Raw genomic sequence first — 21,181 nt, forward strand, 5'->3', positions numbered from 1 at the left:
ATGCCCGCAGGTAGCATTCTCGTTGCTGATGACGACACCGCCATCCGCACGGTTCTCAACCAGGCTCTGTCACGCGCCGGGTATGAGGTGCGGTTGACCGGCAACGCGGCGACGCTGTGGCGCTGGGTCAGCCAGGGCGAGGGCGATCTCGTCATCACCGACGTGGTGATGCCGGACGAGAACGCGTTCGACCTGCTACCGCGGATCAAGAAGATGCGGCCGAACCTGCCCGTCATCGTCATGAGCGCGCAAAACACCTTCATGACGGCGATCAGGGCTTCCGAACGCGGCGCCTACGAATATCTGCCGAAGCCGTTCGACCTGAAGGAGCTGATCACCATCGTCGGGCGGGCGCTCGCGGAGCCGAAGGAGAGGGTGACGAGCGCCGCCGACGATTCCGAGTTCGACTCGATCCCGTTGGTCGGCCGCTCGCCGGCGATGCAGGAAATCTACCGTGTGCTGGCGCGGCTGATGCAGACCGACCTCACCGTGATGATCTCGGGCGAGTCCGGCACCGGCAAGGAACTGGTCGCTCGTGCGCTGCACGACTACGGCAAGCGGCGGAACGGCCCCTTCGTCGCCGTCAACATGGCCGCGATCCCGCGCGACCTGATCGAGTCGGAATTGTTCGGCCATGAGCGCGGCGCGTTCACCGGCGCCAATACCCGCGCCTCGGGCCGGTTCGAGCAGGCGGAAGGCGGCACCCTGTTCCTCGATGAGATCGGCGACATGCCCATGGAGGCGCAGACCCGACTGCTGCGCGTGCTGCAGCAGGGGGAATACACCACCGTCGGCGGACGCACCCCGATCAAGACCGACGTGCGCATCGTCGCCGCCAGCAACAAGGATTTGCGGATCCTGATCCAGCAGGGCCTGTTCCGCGAAGACCTGTTCTTCCGCCTGAACGTGGTGCCGCTGCGGCTGCCGCCGCTGCGCGAGCGGATCGAGGATCTGCCCGACCTGATCAGGCACTTCTTTGCGCTCGCTGAGAAGGACGGTCTGCCGCCGAAGAAGCTCGACACCCAGGCGCTGGAGCGGCTGAAGCAGCACCGCTGGCCCGGCAACGTCCGCGAGCTGGAAAACCTCGCACGTCGGCTGGCGGCGCTTTATCCGCAGGATGTGATCACCGCGTCCGTCATCGATGGCGAACTGGCCCCGCCGGCCGTCAACTCCGGCGGCAACACGCAGCACGGGGTGGACAATCTCGGCGGCGCTGTCGAGGCCTATTTGTCCTCGCACTTCTCCGGCTTCCCGAATGGCGTGCCGCCCCCGGGGCTCTACCACCGCATCCTCAAGGAGATCGAGGTGCCGCTGCTGACGGCCGCGCTCGCGGCCACCCGCGGCAACCAGATCCGCGCCGCCGACCTGCTTGGCCTCAATCGCAACACGCTGCGCAAGAAGATCAGGGACCTCGATATTCAGGTCTACCGGAGCGGGGGCTAACCCAGAGATCCGTCATTCCGGGACACGGCGACGCGAACCCGGAATGACGAAACTTCCCGACAAGGGCTGTGGAACCCTGTTCATTCCTGAACACGCGCCGCGGAAATGTCGCAATTCGGCAACATTGTGATATGATTGCATCAGTCCGCTCGATCAGCGGACGTTGAGGCCTTCAGTTCATCCTTGCCGGAATGACCAGCCCAGAGACCACGGCCCAGCCGTTCGATCCATCGCGTACCGAGAAAAGGGCACTGCCGCTTGCGAAGTGGCTGGCGCTCTTTGCCATCGCGGTTGCGCTTTTGTCGGCGTTCCTGACCTTCGTGGTGCTGACGGGGCTGACTCCGATCGAGCCGACCAAGCACGTCGTCTATTCATTCCTGCTGATCAACGCAGGCACGATCCTGCTGCTCCTCGGGATCATCATCCGCGAAATCTGGCAGGTAATTCAGGCCCGGCGCCGCGGCCGTGCGGCGGCGAGGCTTCACGTCCAGATCGTCAGCCTGTTTTCCATCATTGCGGTGTTGCCTGCGGTGGTGGTCGCGATCGTCGCCAATGTCATGCTCGATCGCGGCCTCGACCGGCTGTTTTCGGGACCGACGCGGGTAGCGATCCAGAATTCGGTGACGATCGCCGGCGCCTACATGCAGGAGCATGCGCAGCTCATTCGCGGCGACGTCCTGGGGATGGCAAACGACCTCGCTCATGCAAGGCCGCTGTATGACCAGGATCGCATGACGTTCATGCAGCTCCTGACGGCGGGCGCGGCGGCGCGTAATCTGCCGGTTGCGCTGCTATTGGACAAGGACGGCAACGTCCTCGACAGCGCGGATACCGGTAGTCGTCTGAACTACGCACTACCACCGCTCGAAATTCTCAAGAACATCAACGAGACCGAGCCGGAAATCTCGGTTTTCCCCGAAAGCTATGTCGCGTCCGTGGTCCGGCTGCGGGCTTATGACGACACGTTCCTGTACGTGGCGCGTCTGCTTGATCCGACCATCGTTGCCCAGCTCAAGCAGACCCAGGCCAGCGCTGCCGAATATGCCGCGATCGAAGCGCAGAGGCTCGGCATCCAGGTGACCTTCGCGCTGGTCTTTGCGGTGATTGCGCTGACCATTCTGGTCGCGTCGGTGCTGATCGGGCTCAATTTCGCCAACTGGCTCGTGTCGCCAATCCGCAGTCTGATGAGCGCCGCCAATCAGGTGTCGACCGGCGACCTCAACATCCAGGTTCCGGTCCATAGATCGGAAGGCGATCTCGCCCAGCTCGGGCAAACCTTCAACAAGATGACGCAGGAGTTGCGGACCCAGCGCGATGAACTCGTCAATGCCAGCGAACTGATCGACAGCCGCCGGCGCTTCATCGAGGCCGTGCTGTCATCGGCCAGCGCCGGCATCATCGGCGTCGATCCGTCCGGCAGCGTCGGCACCCTCAATCGCTCGGCGGAGAAGCTGATCGGCCACGCCGAATCGGAGACCTTGGGTCATCCGCTCTCGGACGTGCTTCCCGAGCTTGACGAGATGATGAAGACGGCACGGGAGGGCACCCAGCGGCTGGTCCAGGGCCAGATCACCATCACGCGCGACGGCCACGAGCGCAATTTGTCGGTTCGCATCTCCGCCGAGAAGACCAGCCACTCCTGGGACAATTACATCATCACGCTCGACGACATCACCGAACTGGTCTCGGCCCAGCGCACCTCGGCCTGGGGCGATGTCGCCCGCCGTATCGCGCATGAGATCAAAAATCCGCTGACCCCGATCCAGCTTTCGGCCGAACGCATCCGCCGCAAATTCGGCAAGACCATCACCGAGGAGAAGGACAAGTCCATCTTCGAACAATGCACCGACACCATCGTGCGCCAGGTCGACGACATCAGGCGCATGGTCGACGAATTCTCGCGCTTCGCCCGCATGCCGAAGCCGGTGATGGAAGGCGAGGATGTCGCCGACACCGTGCGGCAGGCGGTGTTCCTGATGAAGGTCGCGCACCCCGAGCTCGATATCGAGGCCGACATCAAGCAGGACCCGATGCGGGCGCAGTTCGATCGCCGGCTGATCTCGCAGGCGCTGACCAACATCATCAAGAACGCGACCGAAGCGATCGAGCAGGTGCCGCCGGAAGAGCTGGGCAAGGGGCGGATTGACGTCATCGCGCAGCGCGAGGGCGAGGGCGAGGAGATCATCATCGACGTGATCGACAACGGCATCGGTCTGCCGAAGGTCGCGCGCGCGCGTCTGCTCGAGCCCTATGTCACGACGCGCCAGAAGGGCACCGGGCTCGGGCTTGCGATCGTCGGCCGCGTGCTCGAAGACCATGGTGGCCGCATCGAGCTCAAGGATGCTTCCGACTTCCGTCCCGGGCAGCGCGGTGCCTGGATGCGGCTTCGATTCGCCGTCTCCGGTCAGCCGCCGAACGCGGGGACCAAGGAGCCGCCTCCGGCGGCCGGCCCCGAGTCGCAGCAGTCAAGCGCGCCTGACGAAGAAAAAAATCCGCCGGCGTCCGCGACCAGCGACCCGGCATCCACGACCAATATCCAAGCGAAAATCCAAGCAGCGACAGGCGACTGACAGGCAGGTGTAACCCATGGCAAGTGACATTCTGATTGTCGACGATGAAGCAGACATTCGCGACCTCGTTGCCGGCATCCTCGAAGACGAAGGCTTTTCCTCGCGCACCGCGCGCGACAGCGATTCGGCGCTGGCGGAGATCGCCAACCGTCGCCCGCATCTGGTCTTCCTCGACATCTGGCTGCAGGGCTCCAAGCTCGACGGGCTGCAGCTCCTGGAGCAGATCAAGAAGGACAATGCCGACCTGCCGGTGGTGATGATCTCCGGCCACGGCAACATCGAGACCGCGGTCGCTGCGATCAAGCGCGGCGCCTATGACTTCATCGAAAAGCCGTTCAAGTCGGACCGGCTGATCCTGGTCGCCAACCGGGCGCTGGAGAATTCGCGTCTCAAGCGCGAAGTGAAAGAACTCAAGCAACAGGCTCCAACTGCAAGCGTTTTGACCGGCCGCTCCGCCTGCATGAACCAGTTACGCCAGACCATCGAGCGCGCCGCCAAGGCCAACAGCCGCATCCTGATCGTGGGGCCGGCAGGCTCCGGCAAGGAGCTGGTGGCGCGTACGCTGCACCAGGCATCGAGCCGCGCCGACGGCCCGTTCGTCGTCATCAACGCGGCCGCGATCACGCCCGAGCGAATGGAGGTCGAGCTGTTCGGCGTCGAGGCTTCCAATGGTGAGCAGCCCCGCAAGCCGGGCGCTCTGGAAGAGGCGCATGGCGGCACGCTGTTCATCGACGAGATCGCTGATATGCCGCGCGAAACCCAGAACAAGATCTTGCGCGTGCTGGTCGACCAGACGTTTCAACGCTCCGGCGGCACCGCAAAGGTCCATGTCGACGTCCGGATCATCTCCTCCACGGCGCGCAACCTGGAGGAGGAGATCGCGGCCGGCCACTTCCGCGAGGATCTCTACCATCGCCTGTCGGTGGTGCCGATCCGGGTGCCGCCGCTGTCGGAGCGTCGCGAGGATATTCCCGAACTGATCGACTATTTCATGGACCAGATCTCGGCGGCGACCGGCCTGCCGAAGCGGCAGATCGGCCAGGACGCGATGGCGGTGCTGCAGTCCCATGTCTGGCCCGGCAACGTCCGCCAGCTCCGCAACAATGTCGAGCGGGTGATGATTCTGGCCGGCGGCGGCCCGGAGGCGATCATCACCGCGGACATGCTGCCGCAGGACGTCGGCTCGATGGTGCCGGCGATGCCGACCAGCAGCAATGGCGAGCACATCATGGGATTACCCCTGCGCGAGGCGCGAGAGGTATTCGAGCGCGACTATCTGATCGCCCAGATCAGCCGGTTTTCCGGCAATATCTCGCGCACGGCGGAGTTCGTCGGGATGGAACGCTCCGCGCTCCATCGCAAGCTCAAGGCCTTGGGGGTCGGCTGAGCCAACCGGTCGCAGATCCATGCAATTGACTGGGAATGATCGCTTTTTTCCCCATGCTTTTGCGGCAATTGCCGATTCTTGTTCATGGGTGGCGCGTCAACCGGCTTGCCTAATGGGCGGGCCTGCCCTCTAATCCTACCGCCGAGCCTGTCAGAGGGGGAACTCAGGATAGGCCGGCAACCGGGGAAAGGCTCCGTCAGAGGGCTCCAACCGGTTCCAACATTCCAATAAGAAGAACCACAAGACGGCGGGACAACAAAAATGGCGGCAGACCGCGCTCAAAATCTACAAGACACCTTCCTAAATCATGTTCGTAAGACCAAGACGCCACTGACGATCTTTCTGGTGAATGGCGTTAAACTGCAGGGCATTGTCACCTGGTTTGACAATTTCTGCCTTTTACTCCGGCGCGACGGTCATTCGCAGCTTGTCTACAAGCACGCGATCTCGACCATCATGCCGGGCGCACCGATCCAGTTGTTTGAAGGCGGTGAAGATACACAGGGGTGAGAGTGAACTGATTGGAGCCCCGTAATCGTGAAGGGGCCGCCGACCGGCCACGGTCGGCGGAGGGAGTTGAGACGGGCCGGGTGATTGTCGTCGGCCCGTACATGCGCATGCGCCGCGGCGAGGCCGAGGCGCATGCGGAGGCCTCTGTCCGCGATTTCGAGGGCCGGATCGAGGAAGCGGCCGGGCTTGCCCGCGCCATCGACCTCACGGTGATCGACAGCGTGATTGCCCCGGTCAGCCAGATCAGGCCGGCGACCTATCTCGGCAAGGGCAAGGTCGAGGAAATCACCGGCCTCGTCGCCGGGCACAATATCGAGCTCGTAGTGATGGATTGCGCGCTGTCGCCGATCCAGCAGCGCAACCTCGAGAAGGCCTGGAACACCAAGGTGCTCGACCGCACCGGCCTGATCCTGGAGATATTTGGCCGCCGCGCCAAGACCAGGGAAGGCGCGCTGCAGGTCGAGCTCGCGCATCTCAATTACCAGCGCAGCCGGCTGGTGCGGTCATGGACCCATCTGGAGCGTCAGCGCGGCGGCTTCGGCTTCATGGGCGGCCCCGGCGAAACCCAGATCGAGGCCGACCGGCGGCTGATCAGCGAGCGCATCACCAAGCTCGAAAGCGAGCTGAAGAAGGTTCAGGCGACGCGGCGATTGCACCGCGCCGGCCGCCAGCGTGTACCGTACCGCGTGGTGGCGCTGGTTGGCTACACCAATGCGGGCAAGTCGACGCTGTTCAACCGGCTGACCCGTGCCGATGTCCAGGCCGCCGATATGCTGTTCGCGACGCTCGATCCGACGCTCCGTGCGCTGCATCTGCCGCATGGTGGCAAGGCGATGCTGTCTGATACCGTCGGCTTCATCTCCAACCTGCCGACGCAGCTCGTCGCGGCATTCCGCGCCACGCTGGAAGAGGTGCTGGAAGCCGATCTCATCCTCCACGTCCGCGACATCTCGCATGACGATGCCGAGGCCCAGGAGCGCGACGTCGAGGCGGTGCTGCGCCAGCTCGGGATCGATCCCGATGCCGACGGCGGCCAGCGCATCATCGAAGTCTGGAACAAGATCGACTGCTTCGATCCCGAGGAGCGCGCGAATTTGCGCAACATCGCCGCCCGCCGTCCGCCGGAGCGGCCGGCCTTCCTGGTCTCCGCCTGGAGCGGGGAGGGCGTCGACGAACTGCTCGCCGCGATCGAGGATCGGCTGGCGGCAAAGCGCATGACGCTGGACCTGTCGATCGATGCCTCCGACGGCGCCGGCATTAGCTGGCTGCACCGCAATTCCGAAGTGCTTGACAAGAAGCTGCATGACGGCCGCTTTGATATGACCGTGCGCGTCGACGAGACGAAGCGCGATATCGTCGTGTCACGCTTCGATGCCGTGCCGCATGTGATGTGAGCGGAAGCCCCGTAGCCCGGATGGAGCGCAGCGCAATCCGGGACCGGTCGAGCCAAACGCAAGAACCCCGGATTTCGCTTACGCTCCATCCGGGCTACGGGCACCTTTCGCTTCGTTCCACAGCGCATCCATCTCTTCGAGAGATGCGTCTTGCAGCGAACGCCCCTTCGCCTCTAACGCGCGCTCGATATAGGCGAAGCGGCGCTCGAATTTGGCGTTGGTGCCGCGGAGTGCGGTTTCCGGATCGGCGCCGACGTGCCGCGCGAGATTGACCACCGCGAACAGCAGGTCGCCGGTTTCTTCCGCCAGTTCATCGGCATCGGCACCGTCAAGGGCCGCCTCGATCTCGTCGGCTTCCTCACGGATCTTCTTCAACACCGCGCGCGGATCGTTCCAGTCAAAGCCGACGGTCGAGGCCTTGCGCTGCAGCTCCATCGCGCGCGTGAGGGCAGGCTGGCCGGCCTTGACGCCGGACAGCAACGATTTGTGCCCGGCCTCTTCCGGCGGCCGGCGCGCTGCACGCTCGGCCTTCTCCTCGGCCTTGATGCGATCCCAGACTTCCTTGACGTGGGAGGGGGCGAGATTGCCGTCCTTGTCGGCGAACACGTGCGGATGCCGCCGGATCATCTTCCTGGTGATCGCCTCCACAACGTCGCCGAACGCAAAGGCGTTCTGCTCCTCCGCCATGCGGGCGTGGAACACGACCTGCAGCAGCAGATCGCCGAGTTCTTCCCTGAGATCGTCGAGATCGCCGCGGGTGATGGCATCCACCACCTCATGGGCTTCCTCGATCGTGTAAGGGGCGATGGTCGCAAAGTTCTGCTCGAGGTCCCAGGGACAGCCGGTCACCGGCGTGCGCAAGGCGGCCATGATCTCGATGAGGCGTGAAATGTCGCGGGAGGGTGTTATTGTCATGCAATTCATCCAACTAGTTGACCCGATAGCGAGATTCAATCGCAAGCGTATGCACTGCCGCTAATGGGAGGGGTACGGACGGACTAAAACAGCACACATGCAGGCGTTGCATGATATGAAGAAGCCGCCAACTTTCCGGAAGCCAATGTGGACGCATGCAAAAAGCATCAAGGTGATTGACCGAGCCGATGGCAAGGCGAGGATCTATATCCTTGCACGTCATGATGGGTTCTACGAATACAGAGGCGAGGCTGAGATTCAGGGGGACGAGTACGAAGGCGTCTACTGGTCGCCGACCGAGATATCCGGCCTTTTCGCATCCGCCCGTGAGGCGGAGCAAGCTGCGTTCGATGACGTACCGTGGCTTCGTCAACAGATCAGGACACTCCCGAATTCAACTTAGGACACTCGTAGTCGAAAGTGGCGTGACGAGTTGATCGTCCAGATGACAGCCGCCTCCGGGCGGCTTTTTCATTGGGGGCGCACTGCCAAATGTATATTGGACGTCCCAGGGTCAGCCGGTCACCGGCGTGCGCAAGGCGGCCATGATCTCGATGAGGCGTGAAATGTCGCGGGAAGGGGTCATGCGGCCACCAGAATTCTGGTTGTCCCGCTTTATGCCGTAAGCGACCGGCCGATCCCAGCGGAACACGCTGAAATATGCCGATTTCCACCGGTTGGCCGCCATCGCTGGCGGTGCTAAAGCGCGCGCCATGAGCGAAGATTTGTCGTCCGAAACCGCGCTGGTGCTGTTCTCCGGCGGGCAGGATTCCACCACCTGCCTTGCCTGGGCGCTCAAGCATTTTGCGCGCGTCGAAATGCTCGGTTTTGCCTATGGGCAGCGCCACGCGATCGAACTCGAATGCCGGGAGGGGCTGATCTCCGGCATCAAGGCGCTGCGGCCGGACTGGGCTTCAAAGCTGGGCGAGAGTCACACGCTGGAAATCCCGACGCTCGCCGAAATTTCCGACACCGCGCTAACACGTGACGTCGCGATCGCGATGGGCGCGGACGGCTTGCCCAATACTTTCGTGCCCGGCCGCAACCTCGTATTCCTCACCTTCGCAGCCGCGCTGGCCTACCGCCGCGGCATCCGCCACATCATCGGTGGCATGTGCGAGACTGACTATTCCGGTTATCCCGATTGCCGCAACGAGACCATCAAGGCACTGCAGTCGGCGCTCAGCCTCGGCATGGCCAAGGATTTCGAACTGCACACGCCGCTGATGTGGCTGAGCAAGGCCGAAACCTGGAATCTCGCTCATGAACTCGGCGGCACCGGCCTGGTCGACCTGATCCGCGAGCATTCCCATACCTGCTATCTCGGCGACCGCGGCGCGCCGCACGACTGGGGCTACGGCTGCGGCGAATGCCCGGCGTGTACGCTGCGGGAGAGGGGATGGCGGGAATACACGGCGGCCGGGCGTTAGCCCGCAAAATCCTCCGGCCGCAGTTCGATCGGTTTGCCGTGCGGGGTGCGGTCGGCGGCGTGGTCCCAGGCGTTGCGGTAGCGGTGCAGGGTCTCGGTGGTAGCGACGCCTTTTTCGGCGACGAGATGTTCCAGCGTCGCGAGCCAGTGGCGATAATAAGTCTCGCCGGTGTCGGGATCGCCTTCCGCCTGTGCGCGCTTGATCTGGTCGGCGAGGGCTGCGGCCCATTCGTTCCAGGTGAACAAGCCGCGCTCGTGCAGCGTTAGCGCCATCGCAAAGGCCTGCGCTTCCCAGGGTTCGCGGAACACCGGGCCTTCATCGTCGCGCGGGATGCTCGGGACGGCGGCGGTGCCGCGCGCGGCTGCGGCGCTGTCCATCAGGCACGCTCCAGATATGGCTCGAAGGCGTCGACCGAAATCTTGACGGTCGGATCGGACTCCGGGCCCCACAATTCGGTCCCGTCGAACACCACGGTGTAGAGCCACTGCGGGTTCTCGCCGGCTTCCATTGCGGCGGAGTCCGGAAACACGTGACAGCCATGGTCGCGCTCGACCACGCCGACATGGCCGCGCACATAGCGGGGCAGCCGCGTGTGCGTGAGGGGGTGGATGTTCTTCGCGCGCACCCTGTCGCCTGCCTTGAACTTTGCGGGCGCCGGCGCCGCGCGGCCGAACTTGCCGCGTACCATCACGCGCTCGACGTCATCGAGCTCGAATTTGCCATGCTTGAGCGGCTTTGGCGGCTCCGCGGCATGGCCCGTGTCGACGTCCTCCTTTGCGATGAACCCCTTGTCCAGCAAAAGGTCCTCGAGCCCGAGCAGCCACTTCTTATAATAGGAACTGGCAAGATAGACGTGCGGCGGCAAGGCTTCGCGATAATAGCGCGAGGTGTCGATGTTGAAGGCGCCGGCCGCGCCCATCGCGCGCACCATCGCCATCACCCGCGCTTCCCATGCGGCATGGAACATCGGCTCGTTCGGCTCGGGCTCGACCTTGCCGAACCCGTCCATGCCGCCCATGTCGTGCACGCCGTTCATGATGGCGCTCCCGGCCGCTTCGGGAACCCGGTGCCGATCATGGAATCGCGTGTCACGAGGTCCGCAAGCTGCGCCTCGCTCCAGCCCTCGGTGCCTTCGGGCCGCATCGGCAGCACCAGGAAGCGCGTCTCGGCGGTCGAGTCCCACACCCGGATTTCGGTCTCCTTCGGCAGCGTCACGCCGAAATCGGCGAGCACGCCGCGCGGGTCTTTCACCGCGCGCGAACGGTAGGGCGCGGCCTTGTACCAGACCGGCGGCAGGCCGAGCATTTCCCAGGGGTAGCAGGAGCACAAAGTGCACACGACCATGTTGTGGCGCTGCGGCGTGTTCTCGACCACGACGAGATGGTCGCCGACGCGGCTGACATGGCCGAGCGTGCCGACGGCCTTGCTGCCGTCCTCCAGCAGCGCCTGCTTGAACGACGGATCTGTCCAGGCTTTGGCGACGACCCGCGCACCGTTGTGCGGGCCGATCCGGGTCTCATAGGCCTGAATGATGGCGTCGAGCGCGGCCGGCTCGACATAGCCCTTCTCGGTCAAGATCGTTTCGAGCGCGCGCACGCGCAGCTCGGTCTCGGACAGTTCCGAATGATCGTGGTCGTGATGATGATCGCTCATGGCGGCGAGGATAGGCGAAGAATCCGGGGGATGTCGAGGCATAGAGTCTGCTAGCATTTCGACCATGACAGGGAGGCAATCGTGGCGGAATACGTAAAGATCGAAAAAGGCCTAGGCCCTGAAGGCCGGATCGCGGTCGTCCGCTTCGATCGCGGGGACGGCATCAATGCGCTGTCGCCGGAAGCGCTGCGCCAGCTCACCGATGCGGCCCGCAGCTTCGAGGATGACGGCGCGACGTCCGTCGTCGTGCTCACCGGCGGCGCAAAATCCTTCAGCGCCGGCTTCGATCTCAAGGACGCCGAAGGCCGTTCGCGTCGCACCATGGACATCGGCACGCTGCGCCGGCATCTGAAACTGGGGCCGCGGCTGACGCGGGCCTGGCAGGACATGGAACAGGTCACGATCGGCGCAATCGAGGGCTTTTGCATCGGCGGTGGCGTGGCGCTGGCGGTTGCGCTCGACTTCCGCGTCATGGCGCGCGATGCCCATATGCGCGTGCCCGAGATCGGGCTCGGCATGAACATGAGCTGGCAGAGCGTGCCGCGCATGCTGCATCTGATGGGACCGGCACGGACCAAGCAGGCCGTAATCCTCGCCGACGACCGCATCTCCGCCGCGGAGGCCTATGAATGGGGATTGGTGGAGCAGGTGGCCGAGCCCGGCAAGGCGTTTGAGGCCGCCATGACGCTTGCGACAAAGATCGCGGCGCAGCCGCCGATCTCGGTCGCCATGACAAAGCTCACGGTCAACCGCCTCGCGCACGCGCTCGATGATCTGGCTAGCCATATGGATGTCGATCAGTTCGCGCTGGCAAACGTGACCGAGGATCACAAAGAGGGCGTGGCGGCCTTCCTGGAACGGCGGAAACCGCGGTTCAGGGGGCGATAGCGCTTCGGGCTACTTTCGCGCTGCCGTCGTAGCATGCGCGTCAGCGGCCATTTCGAGGCAGGTCTGGAGCTCGACATAGCTCGGCGCGCCGTCGATGCTGGACTCGCTGATGCATGCCGCCTTGTCCTTCGCCGTGAACTTGCTCCACTGCCCAGCCACTTGCGTCCGCGCCTGCTCTTCGGCCTTCGTGCAGGACGCCAGGGTCTCTCCGATCCCTACCGTCTCAGCCGTCTCTGCTTTGCAGATTTTGGCGATGTCAAATTTCGGCACCGCGTCCGCCGCGCGCACATCGTGTGATGCTGCAATTGAAGCGGCCGCGCCGAGCGCGGCAAAAATGATGAATTTGCGCATGTTCGACCTCCGGTCGCACCAATCATCATTAGACAAGCTCGTTCGATGTTGACGAAGATCAAGCCGGCGGCCGAGCACGTGAACGTGATCGTTATGACTAGTTCGAGGCCGAGCTGAGCGTGGACCGGAAACGCAGCAGCGACAGCACCAGGAACAGCGAGGCGATGCCGGCGACGGCAAGGAATTGCGGCCACACCACATCGAGCCCGGCGCCGCGATAGAGGATCGCCTGCGCGAAGGACACGAAGTGGGTCGAGGGCGACGCCTGCATCACTGTCGCAAGCCAGGGCGGCATGCTCTCCAGCGGCGTGGCGCCGCCGGACAGGACGTTCATGGGAACGGCGACCAGCATGTAGAGCAGGCCGAGCTGCGGCATCGACCGCGCAACAGTGCCCAGGAACAGCCCGATCGCGGTCGCGAAGAACAGATAGAGGATCGCTCCAAACATGAAGAGCGGGATCGAGCCGGCAATCGGGATCTGCAGCAGCAAGCGGACCACCAGATAGAGCGACAGGCCGACCGCGACCGCAATGACGAACCCGTTGGCCCAGATTTTCGACATCGCGATCTCGAACGGGCTCAGCGGCATCACCAGGAGATGGTCCATCGTGCCATGCTCACGCTCGCGTACCAACGCTGCACCGGCGAGGATGATCGCGAGCATGGTGACGCTCGAGATGATGCCCATGACGCTGGAGAACCAGGCCGTCATCACGTTGGGATTGAACGCGATCCTGACCGCCAGGTTGACTGGCGATTCCGGCACGCGTTCCACCTGCGACACGAACTGAGCAATCTCGGTATTGATGATCTGTTGCGCGTAGCCCGATCCCAGGCCGGCCTGGATCATCGCGGTGGCGTCGACGTTGATCTGCAGTCCGGGCTGGCGGCCCGCCAAGACGTCGCGTTGGAAGTTGGGGGGAATATCGATGACGAAAGTGTATTTGCCGGTATCCATCAGATGTTCGATATCGGCTTGCGCGATCGCCACCGGCTCCTTGAAATAGGGCATCAGGAACGCATGCGTGATCCGGCGGGACAATTCCGAATGGTCTTCGTCGACCAGCCCGATCGAGGCATGAAACACTTCCTGTGAATTGCTTTGCGCCTGGCTGATGACGGCAAGCGAGAATGAGTAGATCACGAACCCGAGCAGCACCCAGTCGCTGAAAAAGCTGCGCAGCTCCTTGGTGCCGAGCCAGACGATGTTGGAGAGGGAGCGCATCGTCTCAGCGCTCCTGCTTGGGGAGCAGCATCATGCTCAGCGCCGTCAGCACGGGGACGAAGACGAGCAGCATGAGGATGCTCGAACCGAGATCGGCAAGGCCCAGGCCCTTGGTGAAGGCGCCGACGCTGATCGGGCGGTAATAGCTCATCGGAAAGCAAAGGCCGATAAGCTGCGCCGAACCGGAAAGCGAAGAGACGGGCGTCATCATGCCCGAGAACTGCTGGGCTGGCAGGATGGTGAGGATCGCGGTGCCGAACAGCGCGGCGATCTGGGTCGTGCAGAAGGTCGAGATCAGCATGCCGTAGCCGGTCGTCGTGAAGACGTAGATGACCGTGCCGGCCAGCAGCGCCACAAAGCTGCCCTTCAGCGGCACGTTGAAGATGAAGACCGCCATCGCGAACATGATAATGAAATTGATCAGCGCGACGGCGACGTAAGGAAGCTGTTTGCCGACGAGGAATTCCAGCCGCGTCACCGGCGTAACGTAAAGGTTGGTGATCGAGCCGAGCTCTTTCTCGCGAACGACCGCAAGCGCCATCAGGATGGCCGGGAACAGCGCGAGCATCATCGCGAGGGTCGAAGGCACCATGGCGTAGATGCTGTCAAAATCCTGATTGTACTTGAACCGGACCTCGATATTGGCGGGAAGGGGCCTTGCCGCCTGCGTCGTGTTCAGCACGGGATCGCTCAGATAGAGCTGGTGCATCCCCTGCAGGTAACCCCGAATGGTTGCGGCGCGGAACGGCATGGCGCCGTCGATCCACGCGGATACGTAGGCGGGCCGCCCGCGCTTGATGTCGAGGCCGAAGTTTGGAGGAATCTCGATGCTGGCCGAGATGTCGCCGTTCTTCAGGCGACGATCGAGATCGGCATAGTCGGTCAGCGGAGGCTTTTCGAGGAAATAGGGCGATCCTCTCAGCTCCGACAGATAGGCACGGCTTTCGGGCGTTTGGTCGCGATCGAGCACGGCAAAGCTGAGATTGTTGACGTCGGCCGAAATGCCGAAGCCGAACACGATCATCAGGAGCGCAGTGCCGAACAAGGCGAACATCAGCCGGATACGATCGCGCATCAGCTCGAGCCCCTCGCGGATCGTATAGGCGAACAGCCGCCGAAAGCTGAAAAAGGAGCGTCTGCTTTCGCGGCCGGCGGTCTTGTCCGGTTCGGCTTGCGGCTGATCGAGAGTCACGGTGGATGCCGTGCCCGGCGTTTCCCGTTCGAGGAAGCTGATGAACGCATCCTCCAGGCTCTTGGCGTTTCTCGCCTTGATCAATCCGGCCGGCGTGTCGGAGGCAAGCACGCGTCCTTCGTGCATCAGCGACAGCCGATCACAGCGCGCCGCCTCGTTCATGAAATGCGTCGAGACGAAAATGGTCATCCCTTGATTGCGCGACAGGTCGATCAGAAGCTGCCAGAACTGGTCGCGCGCCAACGGGTCGACGCCGGAGGTCGCCTCGTCCAGGATCAAGAGGTCCGGCTTATGGACGACGGCGACCGCAAGCGACAACCGCTGCCTGATTCCGAGCGGGAGCGAAGAGGCGAGGTCATCGAGATAGTCGGCGAGGTCGCATTTCTCGATCAGCTCCGCGATGCGTGCCTCCGCAAACGCCAGAGACAGGTGAAACAGCCGCGCGTGCAGGACGAGGTTCTGACGGACCGTGAGTTCCCCGTAGAGGGAGAAGGATTGCGACATGTAGCCGACGCGGCGGCGTGCTTCGAGGTCGCCGGCGCGCAGCACTTCGCCGAAGATCAGCGCCTCGCCCTCGGACGGCGGCAGCAGCCCGGTGAGCATCTTCATCGTGGTCGTCTTGCCCGATCCGTTCGAGCCGACAAAGCCAAAGATCTCGCCGCGGCGGATCGTGAAATTCACACGGTCGACGGCGGTGAAGTCGCCGAACCGGCAGGTCAGGTCCTTGGCGACAATGACGGGCTCGGCGTGACCGTCGAGCGGTGGACCGATCGGCTTTTCGTTGCCGGCACGCTGTCGCTGCGGGAGCAGGGCAACGAAGGCGTCTTCGATCGAGTCGGTGCCGGTTTGCTGTTTGAGGTCGGACGGCGAGCCGGTCGCGAGAATCTTTCCCTCGTTCATCGCCATCAGCCAGTCGAAACGCTCGGCCTCTTCCATATAGGCGGTTGCGACGAGCACGCTCATTTTCGCCGTGCGGCCCCTGATACGGTCGATGAGATCCCAGAACTGGCGGCGCGACAGCGGATCGACGCCGGTTGTGGGCTCGTCCAGGATCAGGAGATCGGGATCATGGATCAGCGAGCAGCACAGCCCGAGCTTCTGCCGCATGCCGCCCGACAGCTTGCTGGCCGGCCGGTCGGCGAACGGCGCAAGCCCGGTGCTTTCCAGGAGCTCATTGATGCGCCACTCGCGCTCCTTGCGCGACTGCTCGAACAGCCGGGCGAAGAACTCGACATTCTCCTTAACGCTCAGGTCGGGATAGAGATTCTTGCCCAGCCCTTGCGGCATGTAGGCGATGCGCGGACAGATCAGGGCGCGCTCGGCGGCCTTGGAGATGTCGGTGCCGAGCACGGCGACCGCACCCTCCTGGATCTTCCGCGCGCCGGCGAGGATCGCGAGCAGGGAGGATTTGCCGACGCCGTCGGGTCCGATCAGGCCAACCAGGCGTCCGGCGGGAATGTCGGCCGATATGCAGTCGAGCGCCGTCACCGAACCGTAACGATGGGAGAGGGCTCGAACGACGGCGACCGGATCGTCGCTGCCGTTCATGGCTCAGCCTGCAGCGTCGTCGGCCATGCAACCGCGGAATCCCGGCGGACATAGGCGACACCGGGAAGGCCACTTCTGACCGCGTCCGCATGCGCAAGCAGGCGTTCCGCGTCGATGCGGACCCGAATGCGGAACATCAGCTTGTCGCGCTCGGTCTTGGTCTCGACCGTCTTGGGCGTGAACTGCGCCTGGCTCGCGACGAACGAGACCTTCGCGGGGATCGGATGATCGGGGTAGGCGTCGAGAACGATGCGTGCGTCAGCGCCGACCTTCACCTTGCCGGCTTCCGTCGTCGGCAAATAGAGGTCCATGTAGACATAGGTCAGATCCAGCATCGTGAAGACCTTGCCGCCGGCCGCGAGGACTTCGCCGATATTGGTAAGGCGGTACTGGATCCGGCCCGCCTTCGGCGCCACCAGAGTGTTGTCGGCGATCTGCACCCTGTAGAGACCGGCATCGTGCTGGGCGGCCTCCAGCGCATGTTGGGATTCGAGCACCCTTGCCTGCGCCGCAGCGAGCGCGCCGGTGGCCGCGTCGAGCTGCTGCTTGCGCTGGTCCAGCAATTCCTTGGTCGCCCAGCCGTTCTTATGGAGGTATTCCGTCCGTTGGTTTTCCTGCTCGGCGAGGGTCTTCTGCGCCTGCTGCTGGGTCAGCACGGCCTCGGCTTCCTCGATGGCGCGCTGCGCCTGCCGGCCCTGCGCAACCGACTTAGAAAGCGATTGCTCGAGATCGCGGGTATCCATCCGCGCCACGATCTGTCCGGGCGCAACCATGTCGCCGATATCGGCGAGTAGCTCGTACACGCGTCCGGCATATTTGGTGCTGATGTCGATTTCATCGGCTTCGATACGGCCGTTGCCGACGCTGATGCCGACAGGCAGCGGCGGATGCATTTGCTTCCAGATGTAATAGCCGCCGCCACCGGCGCCGAGCGCAGCGAGGAGGAGCGCCACCGTGATCCGCAAACCGCGCCGTTTGCCGCTTGGGCGGACCGGCACAGGCAGATGCGAGGCGGGCGCAGGCGCGGGCGAATGAGACGCATCGCCGGCTTGCGCGCCTCCTTTGATCTCTTCGATTTGATCTTGCATCGGTCAGTGCCTTTGGTTGCAGAGCTTGTCTGCAATCTTGCACCGCCGCATCCGCGGGCTGTTGACGTAACGCAAATTCTGCCGAACGCCGGTCCCGTGAGCCGTGTTCCAAGTAGGTTCCGAGCGACCGGCACATCAATGCGCGCGACAAAGTTGATTTCGCTCAACCCGCACCGCCGCGAATGCCCCATGCTCTGTCCAATTGCGCAGCGAGACGGCGCGCTCGCTTTCTGATCACCGAGGACAGGTCCATGGCCGACAAGAAGAACGTGGTTACCACCGAACCCGGGATCGGTACCCCAAAAAGTCTCCAGACCAAAAAACAGCAGGCAGAGGAGGGAAGCAGGGTTCTCGATTGTCTGGAAGACGACGAAGTTCGAGAAGCGCTGGACCTCCTCCATGAGCGCGACGAGAGAACGCCTCCCTGGCAAGATTGAAGCGGGGACGGTTGCGGGTGACGTCAGTTAGAATTGGTGATCGGCTGCTCCCGGCGTTCAACCCGGTGCGATTGATCCACGTCAATCGCTGTCGTCTTGCTGCGCGCTACGTGTTTTCAACAATTCGCTGGGGAGTTTTCCGTGCCGCTGAGAACGATAGCCGTCTTCTTCGATCCGTCGCCTGCCGGCGAGGCGCGTGCCGACTATGCCGTCAAACTCGCATTCCGTCACCGCGCCCATCTGGTCGGGATCTTCGTGGTGCCATTCGGCTGGGACGGCAATCCGTCCGAATCCTTCGTCCGAGGGCAGGCCGCGGTTCGCGAACTCATTCAGCGCCATACGGCAAGCGAACTGGCTGCGACAAAGGCCGCGAGCCAAAGCTTCGCGACTGTCTCCACCCGCGAGGACATCAGTTGCGAGTTTCGTTGCATCCCTCCCGGTGAAGCCAATGAGGCGTCCGCCCTGAACGCGCTGCATTCCGATCTGGTGATCGTCGGCAGTCCACGGTCAGGCGGCCTGCCGCAGGAGTGGTCGGCGGAATCCCTGCTGCTTGCGACCGGTGTACCCATTCTCCTGTTGCCTGAGCATTGGAGTGGCACCGCGGCCGAGCACATCGTGGTCGCCTGGAACGCCAGCCGTGAGGCGCGCCGTGCCATCAAGGATGCTCTTCCGCTGCTTGCAGCCGCGCAGTCGGTGACTGTTCTCCTGGTGGATTCGCACAAGAATGCCCGGCATGGCGAAGAGCCCGGCGCCGATGTCGGGCTGTATCTGTCTCGCCATGGCGTAAAGGTGACCGTTGAGCGGATCCACTCCAACGGCGCTTCGGTCGCCGATGCCATCCTTGGTTTTGCCGGCCGCCACACCGGCGACCTGATCGTGGTCGGTGCTTACAGCCACGCGCGAGCGACCCAGATGATCTTCGGCGGCGTGACCCGCGCCCTGTTGCGGGACGCGACCGTTCCATTGTTGATCGCGCATTGAGAGACCCGGCGGGCTACCGCTGAAAATCGCTCATGCGGCTTCTCAGCCAGGCGAGAAAGCTGCGCGCCTTTTTCGGCAGGGGGCGGTTTTTCGGCCAGACCGCATAGTGCGCCAACGGGCGTTCGAGCGGTTGTTCGAACAGCGTCACGAGCGAGCCGTCGCGCAATTCGTTGCGGAGGAGGTGGAGCTGTCCTATCGCCACGCCGACCCCTTCGGTCGCGGCCTGATAGGTCAGCACCGAGCTCGGAAACGAGATGCCTGCGTCATTCAAGAGATCGAGACGATTGCAGGCCATCAGCCAGTCCGCCCAGTCTGTCCGCCGATAATGCGAGTGCAGCATCGGCACCCGCTTCAGGTCGTCGATCGAATGCAGGTTCGCCTTGCGCCGCAAGGTGGGGCTGCAAACCGGCTGCAGAAGGTCGCGGAACAGCAGCTCGCTTTCAACGCCCGGCCATTTGCCGCCGCCGAACTGGATTGCGAGGTCGACCTTCTCCTTCTCGAAATCGACCGGCGCCACCGCATTGCTGATGCTGAGCCTAATGCCGGGATAGGCGGCGTAGAATGAAGGCAAACGCTCAATCAGCCATTTTGCCGCGAAGGTCGTGTAGACCCGCAGTCGCAACGGCTCCGATTTTCCGCTCGCGACCAGCCGCTGCGTGACTGTTTCGATAACGCGAAACGCCGGCGAAATCTGACGCTGCAGCTCCTCGCCCTCCGGCGTCAGCCTGATGCCGAGCTTGTCGCGCTCAAACAGCCGAAAGCCGAAAAAATTCTCCAGCGTCTGGATCTGGCGGCTCACGGCAGGTTGCGACACGCGCAAATCTTCCGCCGCCCGGGTGAAACTTTGCAGGCGGGCCGTTACTTCAAACACGTGCAGCGGATTGAGCGGCGGGAGCATTTGTGGCCATAACAAAATATCATGACCTTATAATCTATGTTCAGTTGCCGGGCAATGCTTTGGCTGGAAAACAGGCGTCAGTATCGTTCTTCCTGGCCCGGTGCAGATGGATTTCAGTCTCTCAGAAGAGCAGCAGATGTTCGCGGACTCGGTGCGCCGTTTTGCCGAGGGCAATCTTACCGAGGGCGCGCTTGCCCGCGCGCATGACCCGCGGTTTCCGTTCGATGTGGCGCGGCTGCTGGCGGATCAGGGGCTGCTCGGCATCGCCTTTGACCCGGCAGACGGCGGTCAGGGTGGAACGCTCTTGGATTCCGTGATCGCGATCGAACAGATTGCCTCCGTCTGTCCCCGCAGCGCCGATGTGGTACAGGCCGGCAATTTCGGGCCGATCCGCACCTTCGTGGAATATGCCAGCGCCGAGCAGAAGGCCCGCTATCTGCCCGACCTGCTCGGAGGCCGGGCCGTTATCAGCCTCGGCATGAGCGAGCCGGACGCAGGTTCCGCCGCGACCGAGATGAAGACCGCCGCAAAGGCCGATGGCGATCACTATGTGATCGACGGTAGCAAGGTGTTCGGAACCCACAGCCCGGATGCCAACCTGTTCCTGGTCTACCTGCGCTTCGGGCCAGGCGTCGGAGGCATCGGCTCAGTGCTGGTGGAGCGTGGAACGCCGGGTTTCACGGTCGGCAAGGCGTCCTCGTTCATGAGCGGAGAAGAGTGGAGCCCGCTGTATTTCGAGAACTGCCGGGTTCACAAGAGCAACGTTCTGCTCGGCCCCGGCGGCTTCAAGAAGCAGATATCGGGCTTCAACGTTGAACGGCTCGGCAATTCGTCGCGCTCGCTCGCGCTTGGCCGCTATGCCTTCAATCTGGCGCGGGAACACGCGCTGGTGCGCCGCCAGTTCGGACGGCTGTTGTGCGAATTCCAGGGCCTGCAGTGGAAGTTTGCGGACATGGCGACCAAGCTCGATTCCGCGCAATTGCTGCTCTACCGCGCTGCCAGCGTCAAGGAAGGCTTGCCCTCGGCGTACCACACCGCCATGGCGAAGCTGGCCTGCAATCAGGCGGGTTTCGATGCCGCCAACGAAGCGGTGCAGATCATGGGCGGTCTCGGCTACAGCACGGAAGGGTTGGCGGAGTACTGCATGCGGCGCACGCGCGGCTGGATGATCGCCGGCGGCTCGATCGAGATCCTCAAGAACCGGATTGCCGAGGATGTCTTCGAGCGGCGTTTCGATCAGCGCGGCGTCCAGGTTCGCGCGGCCGAGTAGG

21 protein-coding genes are annotated in these 21,181 nt (G+C 63.4%); 11 read left to right on the forward strand and 10 right to left on the reverse strand.

What is annotated here, in order from left to right:
• The 5 genes from ntrC to hflX all read left to right on the forward strand — a co-directional run bounded on the left by ntrC (window position 1) and on the right by hflX (window position 7,304).
• A complete protein-coding gene (ntrC, locus tag AC5ZG5_RS06530) occupies window positions 1–1,443 on the forward strand; it encodes a nitrogen regulation protein NR(I) (RefSeq protein WP_456641637.1) in 1,443 nt (480 codons plus the stop codon).
• Between the two features lie 191 nt (window positions 1,444–1,634).
• Entirely contained in the window at window positions 1,635–4,013 is a 2,379-nt protein-coding gene (locus AC5ZG5_RS06535; RefSeq protein ID WP_456641638.1) for a sensor histidine kinase, read from the forward strand.
• Between the two features lie 16 nt (window positions 4,014–4,029).
• A complete protein-coding gene (gene ntrX / locus AC5ZG5_RS06540) occupies window positions 4,030–5,400 on the forward strand; it encodes a nitrogen assimilation response regulator NtrX (RefSeq protein ID WP_130223414.1) in 1,371 nt (456 codons plus the stop codon).
• A 261-nt stretch (window positions 5,401–5,661) separates the two neighbouring features.
• On the forward strand, window positions 5,662–5,910 hold the full coding sequence (gene hfq, locus AC5ZG5_RS06545) for an RNA chaperone Hfq (protein ID WP_027578348.1): 249 nt from the start codon (window positions 5,662–5,664) through the stop codon (window positions 5,908–5,910).
• 11 nt (window positions 5,911–5,921) lie between these two features.
• Window positions 5,922–7,304, forward strand: coding sequence for a GTPase HflX (hflX, locus tag AC5ZG5_RS06550; RefSeq protein ID WP_456641639.1), 1,383 nt, complete (start codon window positions 5,922–5,924; stop codon window positions 7,302–7,304).
• 78 nt (window positions 7,305–7,382) lie between these two features.
• On the opposite strand, the gene mazG is transcribed toward hflX, so the two are convergent.
• Window positions 7,383–8,213 carry a nucleoside triphosphate pyrophosphohydrolase gene (mazG, locus tag AC5ZG5_RS06555; protein ID WP_456641687.1) on the reverse strand — a complete coding sequence of 277 codons (831 nt, stop codon included), beginning with the start codon at window positions 8,211–8,213 and terminating at the stop codon, window positions 7,383–7,385.
• Window positions 8,214–8,334: 121 nt separating this feature from the next.
• On the opposite strand from mazG, the gene AC5ZG5_RS06560 reads away from it, so the two are divergent.
• On the forward strand, window positions 8,335–8,622 hold the full coding sequence (locus AC5ZG5_RS06560) for a hypothetical protein (RefSeq protein WP_456671163.1): 288 nt from the start codon (window positions 8,335–8,337) through the stop codon (window positions 8,620–8,622).
• A gap of 111 nt (window positions 8,623–8,733) precedes the next feature.
• Here the strand turns inward: AC5ZG5_RS06560 and AC5ZG5_RS06565 are convergent, their stop codons facing one another.
• A complete protein-coding gene (locus AC5ZG5_RS06565; RefSeq protein WP_456641691.1) occupies window positions 8,734–8,934 on the reverse strand; it encodes a hypothetical protein in 201 nt (66 codons plus the stop codon).
• Between AC5ZG5_RS06565 and queC the strand changes: the two genes are divergently transcribed.
• On the forward strand, window positions 8,933–9,649 hold the full coding sequence (gene queC / locus AC5ZG5_RS06570) for a 7-cyano-7-deazaguanine synthase QueC (RefSeq protein ID WP_456641641.1): 717 nt from the start codon (window positions 8,933–8,935) through the stop codon (window positions 9,647–9,649). The genes AC5ZG5_RS06565 and queC overlap by 2 nt on opposite strands.
• Here the strand turns inward: queC and AC5ZG5_RS06575 are convergent.
• Genes AC5ZG5_RS06575 through nthA form a run of 3 tightly spaced genes read right to left on the reverse strand, consistent with a single transcriptional unit; the run spans window position 9,646 to window position 11,302 of the window.
• Window positions 9,646–10,026: a nitrile hydratase accessory protein gene (locus AC5ZG5_RS06575; RefSeq protein WP_456641642.1), complete on the reverse strand. Its 381-nt coding sequence runs from the start codon at window positions 10,024–10,026 to the stop codon at window positions 9,646–9,648. The two genes, queC and AC5ZG5_RS06575, sit on opposite strands and share 4 nt — an antisense overlap.
• A complete protein-coding gene (gene nthB, locus AC5ZG5_RS06580; RefSeq protein WP_456641643.1) occupies window positions 10,026–10,685 on the reverse strand; it encodes a nitrile hydratase subunit beta in 660 nt (219 codons plus the stop codon). Before nthB ends, AC5ZG5_RS06575 begins: the two co-directional genes overlap by 1 nt.
• Window positions 10,682–11,302 carry a nitrile hydratase subunit alpha gene (nthA, locus tag AC5ZG5_RS06585; protein ID WP_456641688.1) on the reverse strand — a complete coding sequence of 207 codons (621 nt, stop codon included), beginning with the start codon at window positions 11,300–11,302 and terminating at the stop codon, window positions 10,682–10,684. The genes nthB and nthA overlap by 4 nt, the downstream gene beginning before the upstream one ends.
• A gap of 81 nt (window positions 11,303–11,383) precedes the next feature.
• On the opposite strand from nthA, the gene AC5ZG5_RS06590 reads away from it, so the two are divergent.
• Window positions 11,384–12,190: an enoyl-CoA hydratase/isomerase family protein gene (locus tag AC5ZG5_RS06590; RefSeq protein ID WP_456641644.1), complete on the forward strand. Its 807-nt coding sequence runs from the start codon at window positions 11,384–11,386 to the stop codon at window positions 12,188–12,190.
• Between the two features lie 9 nt (window positions 12,191–12,199).
• Here the strand turns inward: AC5ZG5_RS06590 and AC5ZG5_RS06595 are convergent, their stop codons facing one another.
• The 4 genes from AC5ZG5_RS06595 to AC5ZG5_RS06610 all read right to left on the reverse strand — a co-directional run bounded on the left by AC5ZG5_RS06595 (window position 12,200) and on the right by AC5ZG5_RS06610 (window position 17,594).
• Window positions 12,200–12,541, reverse strand: coding sequence for a hypothetical protein (locus tag AC5ZG5_RS06595; protein WP_456641645.1), 342 nt, complete (start codon window positions 12,539–12,541; stop codon window positions 12,200–12,202).
• Between the two features lie 97 nt (window positions 12,542–12,638).
• On the reverse strand, window positions 12,639–13,766 hold the full coding sequence (locus tag AC5ZG5_RS06600; protein ID WP_456641646.1) for an ABC transporter permease: 1,128 nt from the start codon (window positions 13,764–13,766) through the stop codon (window positions 12,639–12,641).
• 4 nt (window positions 13,767–13,770) lie between these two features.
• The gene (gene rbbA, locus AC5ZG5_RS06605) at window positions 13,771–16,506 is read right to left on the reverse strand and encodes a ribosome-associated ATPase/putative transporter RbbA (RefSeq protein WP_456641647.1); all 2,736 of its coding nucleotides are present in this window, start codon (window positions 16,504–16,506) and stop codon (window positions 13,771–13,773) included.
• Complete coding sequence (locus AC5ZG5_RS06610; protein WP_456641648.1) at window positions 16,503–17,594, reverse strand: HlyD family secretion protein; 1,092 nt, start codon at window positions 17,592–17,594, stop codon at window positions 16,503–16,505. Before AC5ZG5_RS06610 ends, rbbA begins: the two co-directional genes overlap by 4 nt.
• Window positions 17,595–17,845: 251 nt before the next feature.
• On the opposite strand from AC5ZG5_RS06610, the gene AC5ZG5_RS06615 reads away from it, so the two are divergent.
• Together AC5ZG5_RS06615 and AC5ZG5_RS06620 are read left to right on the forward strand one after the other, a co-directional pair.
• On the forward strand, window positions 17,846–18,031 hold the full coding sequence (locus AC5ZG5_RS06615; RefSeq protein ID WP_130223400.1) for a hypothetical protein: 186 nt from the start codon (window positions 17,846–17,848) through the stop codon (window positions 18,029–18,031).
• 141 nt (window positions 18,032–18,172) lie between these two features.
• Window positions 18,173–19,012: a universal stress protein gene (locus AC5ZG5_RS06620; RefSeq protein ID WP_456641649.1), complete on the forward strand. Its 840-nt coding sequence runs from the start codon at window positions 18,173–18,175 to the stop codon at window positions 19,010–19,012.
• Between the two features lie 13 nt (window positions 19,013–19,025).
• Here AC5ZG5_RS06620 and AC5ZG5_RS06625 read toward each other — a convergent pair whose 3' ends face one another.
• Window positions 19,026–19,910: a LysR substrate-binding domain-containing protein gene (locus AC5ZG5_RS06625; RefSeq protein ID WP_035690792.1), complete on the reverse strand. Its 885-nt coding sequence runs from the start codon at window positions 19,908–19,910 to the stop codon at window positions 19,026–19,028.
• 106 nt (window positions 19,911–20,016) lie between these two features.
• On the opposite strand from AC5ZG5_RS06625, the gene AC5ZG5_RS06630 reads away from it, so the two are divergent.
• The gene (locus tag AC5ZG5_RS06630) at window positions 20,017–21,180 is read left to right on the forward strand and encodes an acyl-CoA dehydrogenase family protein (RefSeq protein WP_456641650.1); all 1,164 of its coding nucleotides are present in this window, start codon (window positions 20,017–20,019) and stop codon (window positions 21,178–21,180) included.
• The last annotated feature ends 1 nt before the right edge of the window (window position 21,181 follow it).

This window comes from Bradyrhizobium sp. Ses1, from assembly GCF_059512365.1.

Coding starts and splice junctions, on each gene's coding strand:
- queC (WP_456641641.1), top strand. CDS start 8,933: ATGAGCGAAGATTTGTCGTCCGAAACCGCGCTGGTGCTGTTCTCCGGC.
- AC5ZG5_RS06575 (WP_456641642.1), bottom strand. CDS start 10,026: ATGGACAGCGCCGCAGCCGCGCGCGGCACCGCCGCCGTCCCGAGCATC.
- AC5ZG5_RS06615 (WP_130223400.1), top strand. CDS start 17,846: ATGGCCGACAAGAAGAACGTGGTTACCACCGAACCCGGGATCGGTACC.
- AC5ZG5_RS06560 (WP_456671163.1), top strand. CDS start 8,335: ATGAAGAAGCCGCCAACTTTCCGGAAGCCAATGTGGACGCATGCAAAA.
- AC5ZG5_RS06565 (WP_456641691.1), bottom strand. CDS start 8,934: ATGGCGCGCGCTTTAGCACCGCCAGCGATGGCGGCCAACCGGTGGAAA.
- nthB (WP_456641643.1), bottom strand. CDS start 10,685: ATGAACGGCGTGCACGACATGGGCGGCATGGACGGGTTCGGCAAGGTC.
- rbbA (WP_456641647.1), bottom strand. CDS start 16,506: ATGAACGGCAGCGACGATCCGGTCGCCGTCGTTCGAGCCCTCTCCCAT.
- AC5ZG5_RS06610 (WP_456641648.1), bottom strand. CDS start 17,594: ATGCAAGATCAAATCGAAGAGATCAAAGGAGGCGCGCAAGCCGGCGAT.
- AC5ZG5_RS06595 (WP_456641645.1), bottom strand. CDS start 12,541: ATGCGCAAATTCATCATTTTTGCCGCGCTCGGCGCGGCCGCTTCAATT.
- AC5ZG5_RS06630 (WP_456641650.1), top strand. CDS start 20,017: ATGGATTTCAGTCTCTCAGAAGAGCAGCAGATGTTCGCGGACTCGGTG.
- AC5ZG5_RS06625 (WP_035690792.1), bottom strand. CDS start 19,910: ATGCTCCCGCCGCTCAATCCGCTGCACGTGTTTGAAGTAACGGCCCGC.
- ntrC (WP_456641637.1), top strand. CDS start 1: ATGCCCGCAGGTAGCATTCTCGTTGCTGATGACGACACCGCCATCCGC.
- AC5ZG5_RS06600 (WP_456641646.1), bottom strand. CDS start 13,766: ATGCGCTCCCTCTCCAACATCGTCTGGCTCGGCACCAAGGAGCTGCGC.
- ntrX (WP_130223414.1), top strand. CDS start 4,030: ATGGCAAGTGACATTCTGATTGTCGACGATGAAGCAGACATTCGCGAC.
- nthA (WP_456641688.1), bottom strand. CDS start 11,302: ATGAGCGATCATCATCACGACCACGATCATTCGGAACTGTCCGAGACC.
- AC5ZG5_RS06535 (WP_456641638.1), top strand. CDS start 1,635: ATGACCAGCCCAGAGACCACGGCCCAGCCGTTCGATCCATCGCGTACC.
- hfq (WP_027578348.1), top strand. CDS start 5,662: ATGGCGGCAGACCGCGCTCAAAATCTACAAGACACCTTCCTAAATCAT.